Consider the following 11,978-nt stretch of genomic DNA (forward strand, 5'->3'; position numbering starts at 1 on the left):
TTTGCCTGAATAAGATTTTTCTAACGACTTCTTAATCAGTAATCTAAATATATCATCTGGATAAATTTTCAGCTTATGTAACATTTTTCAGAAGATCGCACCCACATCCATATACACAGAAACGTTTATTCATTCAGGCTTGTGGATTTAGACCGGCAACCCGACTATTTCGCCATTAATACAAAAGGCTTAACTTAAGGCAGGTAAAATATTAGATTTGACCGATGTACAAGCTTAAGCAATGCCAGGATTCCTGAACAGAATACCCAGTTACTGGATTTTTCAGGCAATAGGATGGGGGATGTTTATCATTGTAAACACCTTCTTCGCCATTACCTTCGACAGGTATAACACGGACTTTATCGGGAGGCTCATTACGTTTGTGGGAATAGGCCTGATTTTCTCCCATATCATGCGCGATGTGATCAAGCGTACCCGTATCCTTCAACGTTCGTTGAACGAACAGGTGGTCGGATTCCTGTTGATCACGCTTTTTTTTGCCGCCGTAGTTGGTTTTCTTGATACACTTCTCACGAGCAGTTTTGATATTCTGATCGAACAGGAAAAAGAACTGACCGCTACCGAAATGGTGATCAGTCATTCTTTTTATGCTTTCGTTTACCTGTTCATGTGGAACTGTATTTACTTTATTTATCATTATATCGATAAATCAAGAAGTCAGCAGTTTGATACTTTAAAGCTGCAGGCGCTGGTGAAAGAGCTCGAATTAAAAACGATCAAATCACATATCAATCCGCACTTCATTTTCAACGCTCTGAATAGTATTCGCGCATTGATTGATGAAAACCCTGCGAGAGCGCGTGATGCAATAACTGAGCTGAGCAATATTCTTCGCAGCAGTATGCAGTCGGAAAACCAGGAGACTGTTCCATTGGAAAGAGAGTTGAATATTGTAAAAGATTATCTCGCTCTCGAACATATCAGGTTTGAAGACAGGTTGAAGGTACAGTATGAAATTGATGAGGATACACTTAGTCAGCCTGTACCTCCGATGATGCTGCAGACGCTTGTGGAGAATGCCATCAAACATGGCATCAGCAAATATGAAAATGGGGGAATAGTAAAAATCATTTCTGATTTCCGTGGAAAGAATCATGAACTGATCGTGCAAAATACAGGAAAGCTGAATGGCGGAATGAATAAGAGTGGTTTTGGTTTACACAGTACAGCAAGCCGCCTCGGTTTACTGTTTGGTAATAATGCAAGGTTTGAGATCCACGATACCACCGATAACCTGGTCGAGGCGAAAGTGAGTATCCCCGTACAATAACAATTCAAGGTAATATCATGAACATGGTCAAGAAAGCGGTTATCATCGACGATGAGCGACTGGCCCGCAATGAGCTGAAAAAACTGTTATCCGACTATCCGGAAATTGAAGTAGTTGCTGAAGCGGCAAATGCTTCTGAAGGAATACAACGAATTGATGAGTTTAATCCTGATCTTATTTTTCTTGATATACAGATGCCGGGAAAAACAGGATTTGAAATGCTTGCAGAACTGGAGCGTGCACCTCACGTTATTTTCACTACTGCTTATGATGAATATGCTTTGAGAGCTTTCGAAGTAAATGCGCTCGACTATTTATTGAAGCCGGTTGAACCGAAACGTCTGTCTGATGCGATTCAGAAACTGGAGCATGTGGATGAAAAGGAAGGTGATGAAGATGAAGTACAACATGTTGCCCGGGGTCCGCTAGGTGAGTACGACCAGGTATTTGTAAAAGATGGGGAACGTTGCTGGTTTGTAAAACTTACTGATATAAGGTTATTTGAATCGGTTGGTAATTACGCCAAAGTATTTTTCGGCACCAACAAGCCATTAATTCTTAAATCACTTAATGCGCTGGAAGAACGCCTGGATGAAAAAATCTTTTTCCGTGCTAACAGAAAACATATTGTGAACCTTCGTATGATTGAAAAGGTAGAACCTTATTTTAATGGAGGTTTACTTCTCGAAATCAAAGGAGGTGAAAAGATCGAAGTGAGCAGGAGACAGGCGGTGAAGTTTAAGGAGATGATGAGTCTTTGAGGAAGTGAGAAATATGAAGTAAAAGGTAAGAAGTGCTGACGCACAAATCAGCTTGATAAAAAGCAGTTATTTGATTTTTTAGAAATGCTCAACTTTTACTGATAGATGAAAAGAAGCCAGCGAAAAATCTCGCTGGCTTCTTTTATTATTCAGATGTCGGGCACCGTGTTTATGAATGTCTGCAATAGTCAGAAATGAAAACTGTTCTTGCAACAGTTGACCTACCACTTAATACCTACAACTTATAACCTAATTAAAAAGCCGGCGATATCCACGCCAGCCTCTTTTATGACAAGCAGTTTGTCGTCCTGCCTTAACCTAATAATTTATCAAGATAGAATTTACTTGTTGTTAAACTTGCAAATGCATCTGAAGGCATATCGTGCTCGACAAAAAATTGTTTTAATCCTGCTTCTTTTGCAGCTGCGAAAATTGGTTTGAAATCAATCGTGCCCTGGCCGAGCGCACAGGGCTTGCCACTCGCGTCAATATCTTTTACATGCCAAAGAGGGAAACGACCTTTATGTTTTTTGAATAGTTCAACAGGATTCGCTCCTGCTTTCGATGCCCAGGCAAGATCCAGTTCAAACTTGAGAATATCCGGAGAGATCGAGAGAAATTCATCATAAGGTGTTACGCCATCCACTGATTTGAACTCTGCTTCATGATTGTGGAAACAAAGTGTAATGCCTGCTTTTTTTGCTGCTTCTCCTGATTTCCGCAATATCTCTTTCGATTGTTTTATCTCTTCTGCCGTTTTTACCGGTGTACTGGCGCATACAAGGTATGGAACTCCGGCTTCGGAAAGTTCTTTCACCAATACATCGGTATCGTCCTGCAAATTTTTTATTGGAGGAATTGTAATGGGATTACCATTTGCATCTACCGGTGGCTTTGCATTTGCCGGCATTTTGAAAGGCATTCCTGTTACATGATGCGATTTCCATGTCATGCCCATGGCTTTCAGCATAGCCGCAAATTCTTTCGCTGTTTTCCCATAATATCCACCTTTACGGCTAAACGCAGATTCAATTTCTGTATATCCGAGATCTGCAATTTTCTTAAGCGTTCCTTCTACATCCTGGTCGATCGTGGTAAAAAATGTAAACAGCTGAACACCATATTTATATTTTGTCGCTTTTGGTAATGCCTGCAATGAATTCAATCCCGGAAGCATTAAGCCACCAACAGTTGCAATACCAGCGTTGCGAATAAATTCTCTTCTAAACATATAACCTGTAATTAATTTTTTGTGACCATAGCCACGGTTTTCGACTGCTTGAATTCAATTGATGAAACCTGCATCAGGTATTGACCCTGAACTGCTTTATCATTTCTGAAAACAAAATAGAGATCATGTTTTCCAGTTGTCGCAGGAATGTCTACAGTTTTTGATTCGCGTTTTTCCTGTACAGCCACAGGCGAAGATGTTGCGAGCAACTGCCCTGTTGGCGAACCGAGTCTTACTTCAATGATACCACCAGCTGCGTTGATCCTTGGAGCAGCTGACACCGCAATAACCAGCTGACCAATATTAGTAAGGTCGATATCCCGGTAACCGATATAGGCAGAATCGCCCTGCATATAAGTTGCCCGGAACAATGTTGTTTGCAGACTCACACCTTTTTTAAATTCTGCTTTTTCTGGATCAAGAGTCGGGAAACGAAGTATGTGAACCTCTTCACCAATGATAGCAGGTGTTGTTCCTTTGCCGCGATCGCGGTATGCCGCACGCACTACAAATGTTCCTTTGTCTTTTGCGCCATCCGGATATACGACAGGATAATTTCCTTTTGTTGGCAGTGATGTGAAGGTTTTCTTTTCAGCCAGGCTGAGAATATATTCAACTATATACTTCGCATCATTTTTTGACAAGCTGGGGTGCGCGCTCATTGCATGATCACCCCAAACACCAACACCACCATTGATGACTTTGGATGCCAGTTTGTCTGCCATTTCAGGTTTGCCTTTGTATTTCTGAGCAATCTGTTGATAGGATGGCCCGATAGATTTTTTGTCCATCGTGTGACAAGCTTTACAATCATTTTGTGTGATCAGTATTTGTCCTGTTGAAGTGAAGGCCTGAACATCGGCATTGCGATGCGTTTGTGAGGATTCAATGAGATCATAACCGATCGGTAAATAATCAATAGTCACTGCAACCTGTGATGGTTTAATCTGGCCACCAGCAAGTGAACCATCTTCTTTATCTTTTACCTGTACCTGGTATTTGATGGTATCTTTTGGAAAATAGAAAGTCTCGTTTCCATTGATAATTTTGAATTTAACATCAGGTTCTTCGTTACCCGCAAGTACCGTGATGGTTTCTGACGCAGAGCCACCATTTGGATCTGTAGCAGTAAGTGTCACTTTGTAATTTCCTGGTTTGTCAAGAGTAACTGACGGTTTTTTCTGGGCGAAAGTTTTCGAGTAGCCGGTACCGGTAATTTTCCAGGAATAGTTCAGTGAATCACCGTCTGCATCTGTTGACTGATCGGGACTGAGCTGCAATTTCATTGGCACAGCTCCTTTTGTTTTTACTGCAGAAATCTTTGCAACTGGATTTCTGTTACCAGCCTGGTAACTGATTTTCACCAATCGCGCATTATCGTTTCCGCGGAACCATGCAGTTCCATATTCAAGTACATAGAGGTCACCATCCGGAGAAAAACTCATATCAATGGCGCTGCTGAAGTTCTCGTTTGGAAGAAATCTTTCCATCGATTTATAATCACCATTCTCATCAAAACTTACAGCCATTATCCAACCGCGCATGAATTCTACGATCAGCCATTTGTTTTCATAATAAGAAGGGAAGGGTCTTACAGCATCAGGAAAATCTGAGCGATGATATACCGGGCCGCCAGTAGCGCTTCTACCTGAGCTTCCGACCAGTGGAAATTTTTCTGACATTCCATAGGGATACCAGATGAATGCCTTTTGAGCTGGTGGCAATTCTCTGAGTCCCGTGTTGTTTCTTGAATCATTTACCGGCTTCGCAGGATCAAATGGTGCACCTGTTTTTTTTGTCGCATAGTCGTAGTCGTTATAAGGAAGATTATCACCCTGGAAATAAGGCCAGCCGAAATTTCCTGCTTTTTTTGCCTGATTGAATTCATCATATCCACGAGGGCCCAGTTCTGTATCGTTTGATGCATCAGGTCCAACTTCTCCCCAATACAGGTAACCTGTTTTTGAATCGATGCTTGGGCGCCATGGATTACGATGCCCCATGGTATAGATTTCAGGTTTTGTTTTATCAGTGCCCTTAGGGAAAAGATTTCCTTCCGGGATGGTATAAGTTCCATCGTTTTCCGGATGAATGCGAAGGATCTTTCCTCGCAAGTCGTTGGTGTTTCCCGCAGTACGCTGATCATCTGAGTTTTCCATTTCAGGCATTTCATTCAGATTGCTTGTACCTGATTGTGGGTTTACAGTATTGTTGCCAATAGTCAGATACAAATTACCCTGGGGATCCCATGCCATTCCACCACCTGTATGACAACATTCTTCACGCTGTGTGGGTACTTCCAGCATCACTTTTTTTGATGACTCAACAAGTTTATCATTAACGAGTTCCCATCTCGCCAGTACGTGTTTCTTATCATCAGGATCTGCATAGTACATATAGATCCAATTATTGTCTTTGTATTTCGGATGAGCAATAACACCCATCAGACCTTCTTCTGCTTCACGCTTTTGTCCTTTCCTGTTGGTGTATTGCGTGTTTACTGCGAGAGTGGTGACCAGCTTAACAGTATCCGATTTAGGGTCATACATTTTTACTCCGCCTTTTCTTTCAACGATAAGCACTTTACTGCCGGGGAGATAAGTCATCGCCATTGGCTCGTTGAATTTTTCAGCAAGAATAGTTTTTGTGAAACGGTTGTCATCAGGCTTCACATCTTCTGCCGGATCCTTTTGGAGAGTAAATCCGAACCATGTTAAAGGGAGGGCAATGGCAAGCATCACAAATGCAATAAACCCGGATTTCCGGATCATCACGACACGAGAAGAAGTCATACGGTTAATCGTTTTGTTAAATCTAGTTTGTTTAAAAAGACCGGGAAAAATGAATCGACCAATCCCGGATGGATTGAGACGAAAGCTGATAAAATTAAGCGAGTTCAGTCGATTTTATTCGCCGCTTTGGCCATTTCTGCCTGAATTTTCTCGTTGGACAGATTTCCCAAACTCCCCGCATGCGTATGGTTCAAAGGTTGACTGGCATCAAATTGAAACTCGCCTTTATTGATTGTATTGCCTACTTCCAGGTAGGCCTGCCTGAACGGGATATTTTTATTTACCAGCTCATTTACTGCTTCGACGCTAAATATGTACTTATATTTTTCTTCCTGTAATATATTCTCCCTGAAGCTGATCTGAGAAAGCATGAGGATCATCAATTGTATACAGGACTTCAGTTCTTCAATTGCGGGGAATAGAATTTCCTTTGTCAGCTGCATATCACGGTGATACCCGGAAGGCAGATTATTGATGAGCAGGGTGAGTTCATTGGGAATGGACTGGATCCGGTTGCATTTGGCACGTATGAGTTCAAATACGTCAGGATTTTTTTTATGAGGCATGATGCTGCTGCCGGTCGTCAGTTGTTCAGGAAAACTAATGAACCCGAAATTCTGACTGAGATAAAGACAGGAGTCCATGGACAGCCTGCTCAATGTTGCGGCTATCGAGGCCATGGCCATAGATAATAGTTTCTCTGTTTTGCCACGGCTCATCTGGGCATATACTGAATTCCAATTGAGTGTAGAGAAGCCTAGAATTTCGGTGGTACGTTCACGGTGGAGTGGGAAAGAGGAGCCATATCCTGCGCCGCTACCCAATGGATTTTTGTCAGCAACTGCCCATGCTGCAGCCAGCATTTCCATGTCGTCAACCAGACTTTCAGCGTAAGCACCCAGCCATAGGCCTGCTGATGATGGCATCGCTATTTGCAGATGAGTATATCCGGGAATGAGAATGTGTTTGAATTTGTTGCTTTGCTGAATAAGCAAATCAAACAAACCCAATGTTCCGGATTTAAGATTTTTGATCTCTGAACGCAAATAGAGTTTGATGTCGACAGCCACCTGGTCGTTCCTGCTCCTGCCACTGTGAATCATCTTTCCAATTTCGCCTATACGTTGTGTTAAGGTAAATTCTACCTGTGAATGGATATCTTCAACTCCTTCGTCAATGCTGAACGATCCGCCTTTTATTTCAGAGAGAATATTATTCAATTCGGCCACCGCTTTTGTAGCATCTTCTTTTGGCATCAGGCCTGTTTCTCCCAGCATGGTAACATGAGCGATAGAACCCAGTACATCAAAAGGCGCAAGCACGATATCAAATTCTTTGTCCCTGCCAACAGTAAAGTCTTCGATGAGTGCAGCTGTTTCTGTATTTTCTTTGTTCCAGAGTTTCATTGACACCGGTTTTAATTCATCAGTTTTGATAAGAGCCGAATATACAAGTCAATTCCTTCTTCAATTTCTGTTAGAAAAATAAACTCATCCGCTGTATGACTTCTTGCAGAATCACCTGGCCCCATTTTGAGCGCAGGAAAATCCATAAGGGCTTTATCCGATGTAGTAGGAGACCCATAATAACTTCTTCCTAATTCGATTCCCGCTTTTACCAACGGATGTTCAAGTGCAATGGCCGTTGATTTTAGTCGTGTACTTCGAGGCTGGATTTCTGATTGCAGATTTTTCGTTAATGTATTCAGAATCTCATCAAAAGAATACAATTCGTTAACGCGTGTGTCGATTACAAATCTGCATGTTGACGGTACTACATTGTGTGCTTTGTTCTCTGTCTCAATAACCGTTACGCTCATCTTTACCTTATCAAGCAATGGAGAGACTTTCGAAAACTGATATCCATTAATCCATTCAATGTCTTTTAATGCAATACTGATGGCATTGATACCCTCATTGCGTGCCGCGTGTCCGGCTTTACCATGTGCGATAGCATCTATCACCAGCAATCCTCTTTCCGCTACAGCCATCTGCATCAAAGTAGGTTCGCCCACAATCGCAGCATCAATTTGTTTTCCTTCCAGTTTTTCGAGGAAAAAAGGTTTCTGCAACAGTGCTTCAACGCCATTGCTTCCGGAAATTTCTTCTTCTGCAGTGGCTGCTAAAATCAGGTTATATTTCAGGTCAGGCCTGTCATAAAAATGTACAAAGCTGGCTATAAGCGACACCAATGGGCCACCGGCATCGTTACTGCCGAGACCAAATAATTTTCCATCCTTTTCAATTGGCGTGAAAGGGTCAAGCGTATAACCTTTTGCTGGCTTTACCGTATCGTGATGTGAGTTTAAAAGTATAGTTGGTTTTGCAGGATCGAAATATTTATTGAAGGCATACACATTGTTGTCAGTGCGCGCATGTTCAATTCTCTGTAATGCAAGAAAACGCGTTATAACGCCTGCTGTCTGATCTTCTTCGCGGCTGAAGGATGGTGTTGATATCAACTCTTTAAGCAATCCTTTCGCACTTTCATATAAACTCACCGATAATGCCATACTGATATTTAATTTCCTGCCGTGATTTTTGTTCCTGCTTTACCGGAAACAAGTTCATGCAGTTTTTCAGCAGGTCCGATAATTACCTCATGTACACCCTGGTCCAACGCTTTAAATGCGTTATCCAGTTTAGGTATCATGCCTGCAAAAATTTTATTTTCTGATTTCAGTTCGCGGTAGTATACGGGATTAATCGCAGGTATCCTGGAAGATTCGTCAGCTACATCCAGCAATACACCTGCTTTTTCAAAGGAATAAATCAGGCTGACTTTATAATTTTTACTCATCGAACGTGCAATCTCTGATGCTATTGTATCAGCATTGGTATTCAGCAGTTGTCCTTTTCCGTTATGCGATATAGGGGCAATTACTAGATTCAGATTCTGTTCCAGTAGACTGCTAAGTGCATCAACATTAATTTCATCGATATCGCCGGCATAGCCATAATCGATATTTGTATTTTCCCGCTTGTGTGCGAGAATAATATTTGCATCAGGTCCGCAAAGACCGATGGATGAAACCTGCATACCTTGTAATTGTGCAACGATATTTTTATTGATATAACCGGCATATACCATCGTCACCACTTTTAAAGTCTCAACATCTGTAATTCTTCGGCCATCCACCATTTGCTGAGGAATGGCGAGTGCTTCAGCAATTCTTGTGGCGAGTTTGCCACCGCCATGTACCAGGATCTTCTTTGCTTTCAAGGAAGCGAATGATTGCAAAAAATGCGAAAGCTTTGCTTCATCATCTATGATATTTCCTCCCACTTTTACAATATAGAGTTCCTGCATTCCGGTTACCTGATTGATTTTAGCATTTCTGACAAAACTGCCTGTGCTGCCCAGACGCGATTACCTGCTTCCTGTGTTACAATACTGTTCGGTCCGTCTAGTACTTCGTCACTGAGTTCGACATTGCGACGAACGGGAAGACAATGCATCACTTTCGCATTATTTGTCACAGACAATTTTTCCTGTGTCAACATCCAGCCTGGATCATTTGTATAAATTTTTCCGTAATCAGCATACGTACTCCAGTTTTTTACATAAACAAAATCAGCATCTTTCAATGCTGCATCCTGCTCATGAATGATTGTTGCGCCTTTGGTGAATTTTTCATCCAGTTCATAGTCCTCGGGATGCGTGATCACAAAATCTGCTTCGCCCCATGCATTGATCCATTGCGAAAAACTATTTGCAACACATTGCGGCAAAGCTTTTACATGCGGCGCCCAGCTCAATACTATCTTCGGTTTCTTTTTTCCCGGTAACGGATTTGCGTTCAGGCTTTCTTTTATTGTGATTACATCGGTCAGACTCTGCAATGGATGCAGTGTTGCACTTTCAAGACTCAGAACCGGAATTCCCGCATATTTAATAAACTGGTTAATGTACAATTCACTGTAATCATCTGCTTTATTCTGAAGCGAAGGGAATGTACGAATAGCAAGTATATCAAAGTACTTTCCGAAAATCGGTGCAGCATCTTTTACATGCTCCACCTTGTTTCCGCTCATGATGGCTTCATCTTCAAATTCCAGTGCCCATCCTTCCTGTCCAACATTAAACACAATCGACTCCATTCCCAACTGTTGCGCTGCCACCTGTGTACTCAATCGTGTACGCATACTCGGATTCAGAAACAGGCAGCCTATCCTTTTGTGTTTTCCGACAGCCTGGTCTTTCCAGGGTTCCTTTTTAAAATCAAGTGCCTTGCCGACCAGTGCATTGATATCGGCAACATCATCAACAGAAATAAATTTTCTCATGTGTATTGACTAGTGCGTTGGTTGCGGTATAGATAACTCCTGCTGTACAGCTTCAAAAAACCTGTTGATCTCTTTATCGCCAATTGCCATTGAGGGCAGCAGGCGGATCACATTGGGTTTGGCTTCCCCTGTAAATATCCGTTCGCGGAATAACAGATTTTTTTTGAGTGATGCATTTGATTCCGGGACATCAAAACCGATCATCAGGCCACGACCACGAACATTTTTCAATTCGGGAAATTCTTTCAAACGCTTCATAATTTCAACACCTCTTTTTTCCGAATTACTCACCAGATTTTCCGACTGAATCACTTCAAGTACGGCAATCGCAGCTGCACAGGCCAGGTGATTTCCACCGAACGTTGTTCCCAGCATAAAATGTTTTGATTTGATGTGCGGCGCGATAATAATACCCGCAACAGGAAAACCATTGCCCATGCCTTTCGCCATGGAATAAATATCGGCATTCACCCCGGCAAAATCATGACTAAAGAATTTCCCGCTTCGTCCATAACCACACTGCACACTATCGGCGATGTACACACTTCCATATTGATCACAAAGTCTGCGAATATGTTGAAGGAAGTCAATGCTTGCTACATTGATGCCGCCAACGCCCTGGATGCCCTCAATAATAACAGCTGCAATTTTATCACCCTGTTCTTTGAAACATGCTTCGAGTGCTTCGCTGTCATTAAAAGGGAGAAAGATGATATTGTCGGTCTGATTGACCGGTGCCCATAATGAGGGATTATCAGTCGCAGCCACCGCAAGTGATGTTCTCCCGTGAAATGCTTTTTTAAATGCTATCACTTTTTTTCTCCCTGTATGAAAAGAAGCCAGCTTTAAAGCATTTTCATTCGCTTCCGCTCCGGAATTGATCAGGAATAACTGGTAATCTTTTTTACCCGAAACCTCTCCCAGCAAATTCGCCAGTTCTTCCTGTAATGGAATATGAATAGAATTACTATAAAACCCAACCTTATTCAACTGGTCCGTTATACGCTTCACATAATGCGGATGCGTATGACCAATACTTATCACCGCATGACCACCATACAGATCCAGGTATTCATTGTCATTTTCATCCCATACCCATGAGCCTTTGGCTTTTGTTATGGTGATGTTGTTGAGGGGGTAAACGTCGAAGAGATTCATTGTGCAATGTTTTTGGATTTAACATTAAACGTGGAACGTTGAACGCAGGCCGTTCCTGTTCAGTATTCTTATTCGAATTCGGAAAGTCTTTTAAGAAATCTAATCAGCATCGCTTTAATCCGGTTAATGTCATTATTGAGTTCACTAAACTGTATTCCATTTATGTAGGAAAGGTCTTTTGACAACAAAACGTAATATTCGCATTCATGGGCAGAACCAAGGCTTATCCTTAGAAAATTTGAAAAATCTTTAATTGACTTTTTCCCCGTTCCCTCGGCAATGTTCGCTGGGATCGAAAAGGCAGCCTTTCGAATTTGCCTGGTAAGAGCAAATAGTTCTTCTTTGGGATACGCCTTAGTTACTTCATATACATCCAAAACGAATTGATGCGATTTTTTCCACACCTCCAGCCTCATGTAACTTTGCATACTCGCTCGAAATTGGTATGCAATTAAAAAA

10 protein-coding genes are annotated in these 11,978 nt (G+C 41.9%); 2 read left to right on the forward strand and 8 right to left on the reverse strand.

Translation table 11 applies throughout. The features are described from left to right. Nucleotides 1-241: 241 nt before the first annotated feature. Together P2W82_RS07790 and P2W82_RS07795 are read left to right on the forward strand one after the other, a co-directional pair. Nucleotides 242-1,291: a sensor histidine kinase gene (locus tag P2W82_RS07790; RefSeq protein ID WP_336515296.1), complete on the forward strand. Its 1,050-nt coding sequence runs from the start codon at nt 242-244 to the stop codon at nt 1,289-1,291. 23 nt (nt 1,292-1,314) lie between these two features. Next, complete coding sequence (locus P2W82_RS07795) at nt 1,315-2,052, forward strand: LytR/AlgR family response regulator transcription factor (protein ID WP_336515297.1); 738 nt, start codon at nt 1,315-1,317, stop codon at nt 2,050-2,052. Nucleotides 2,053-2,365: 313 nt separating this feature from the next. Here P2W82_RS07795 and P2W82_RS07800 read toward each other — a convergent pair whose 3' ends face one another. From P2W82_RS07800 to P2W82_RS07835, 8 genes are all read right to left on the reverse strand, one after another. Continuing rightward, nucleotides 2,366-3,283: a sugar phosphate isomerase/epimerase family protein gene (locus P2W82_RS07800; RefSeq protein WP_336515298.1), complete on the reverse strand. Its 918-nt coding sequence runs from the start codon at nt 3,281-3,283 to the stop codon at nt 2,366-2,368. Nucleotides 3,284-3,294: 11 nt separating this feature from the next. Continuing rightward, a complete protein-coding gene (locus P2W82_RS07805) occupies nt 3,295-6,075 on the reverse strand; it encodes a PQQ-dependent sugar dehydrogenase (RefSeq protein ID WP_336515299.1) in 2,781 nt (926 codons plus the stop codon). 104 nt (nt 6,076-6,179) lie between these two features. Then, the gene (gene argH / locus P2W82_RS07810) at nt 6,180-7,481 is read right to left on the reverse strand and encodes an argininosuccinate lyase (protein WP_336515300.1); all 1,302 of its coding nucleotides are present in this window, start codon (nt 7,479-7,481) and stop codon (nt 6,180-6,182) included. 11 nt (nt 7,482-7,492) lie between these two features. Then, nucleotides 7,493-8,587, reverse strand: a complete 1,095-nt coding sequence (locus P2W82_RS07815; protein ID WP_336515301.1) for a M20 family metallo-hydrolase — start codon at nt 8,585-8,587, stop codon at nt 7,493-7,495. Between the two features lie 8 nt (nt 8,588-8,595). Then, a complete protein-coding gene (gene argB / locus P2W82_RS07820; RefSeq protein ID WP_336515302.1) occupies nt 8,596-9,384 on the reverse strand; it encodes an acetylglutamate kinase in 789 nt (262 codons plus the stop codon). A 5-nt stretch (nt 9,385-9,389) separates the two neighbouring features. After that, nucleotides 9,390-10,361, reverse strand: a complete 972-nt coding sequence (locus tag P2W82_RS07825) for a Rossmann-fold NAD(P)-binding domain-containing protein (protein ID WP_336515303.1) — start codon at nt 10,359-10,361, stop codon at nt 9,390-9,392. A gap of 9 nt (nt 10,362-10,370) precedes the next feature. Then, on the reverse strand, nt 10,371-11,519 hold the full coding sequence (locus tag P2W82_RS07830; protein ID WP_336515304.1) for an aspartate aminotransferase family protein: 1,149 nt from the start codon (nt 11,517-11,519) through the stop codon (nt 10,371-10,373). A 68-nt stretch (nt 11,520-11,587) separates the two neighbouring features. Further along, on the reverse strand, nt 11,588-11,947 hold the full coding sequence (locus tag P2W82_RS07835; protein ID WP_336515305.1) for a four helix bundle protein: 360 nt from the start codon (nt 11,945-11,947) through the stop codon (nt 11,588-11,590). Nucleotides 11,948-11,978: the final 31 nt, after the last annotated feature.

The sequence above is a fragment of the Pollutibacter soli genome, assembly GCA_029269725.1.
Taxonomy (GTDB): Bacteria; Bacteroidota; Bacteroidia; order Chitinophagales; family Chitinophagaceae; genus Pollutibacter; species Pollutibacter soli.

What these genes read in the sequence shown, in the direction of transcription:
- P2W82_RS07795 (WP_336515297.1), top strand. Translation starts at nt 1,315, where the DNA reads ATGGTCAAGAAAGCGGTTATCATCGACGATGAGCGACTGGCCCGCAAT.
- P2W82_RS07790 (WP_336515296.1), top strand. Translation starts at nt 242, where the DNA reads ATGCCAGGATTCCTGAACAGAATACCCAGTTACTGGATTTTTCAGGCA.
- P2W82_RS07800 (WP_336515298.1), bottom strand. Translation starts at nt 3,283, where the DNA reads ATGTTTAGAAGAGAATTTATTCGCAACGCTGGTATTGCAACTGTTGGT.
- P2W82_RS07830 (WP_336515304.1), bottom strand. Translation starts at nt 11,519, where the DNA reads ATGAATCTCTTCGACGTTTACCCCCTCAACAACATCACCATAACAAAA.
- P2W82_RS07805 (WP_336515299.1), bottom strand. Translation starts at nt 6,075, where the DNA reads ATGACTTCTTCTCGTGTCGTGATGATCCGGAAATCCGGGTTTATTGCA.
- P2W82_RS07835 (WP_336515305.1), bottom strand. Translation starts at nt 11,947, where the DNA reads ATGCAAAGTTACATGAGGCTGGAGGTGTGGAAAAAATCGCATCAATTC.
- argB (WP_336515302.1), bottom strand. Translation starts at nt 9,384, where the DNA reads ATGCAGGAACTCTATATTGTAAAAGTGGGAGGAAATATCATAGATGAT.
- P2W82_RS07825 (WP_336515303.1), bottom strand. Translation starts at nt 10,361, where the DNA reads ATGAGAAAATTTATTTCTGTTGATGATGTTGCCGATATCAATGCACTG.
- argH (WP_336515300.1), bottom strand. Translation starts at nt 7,481, where the DNA reads ATGAAACTCTGGAACAAAGAAAATACAGAAACAGCTGCACTCATCGAA.
- P2W82_RS07815 (WP_336515301.1), bottom strand. Translation starts at nt 8,587, where the DNA reads ATGGCATTATCGGTGAGTTTATATGAAAGTGCGAAAGGATTGCTTAAA.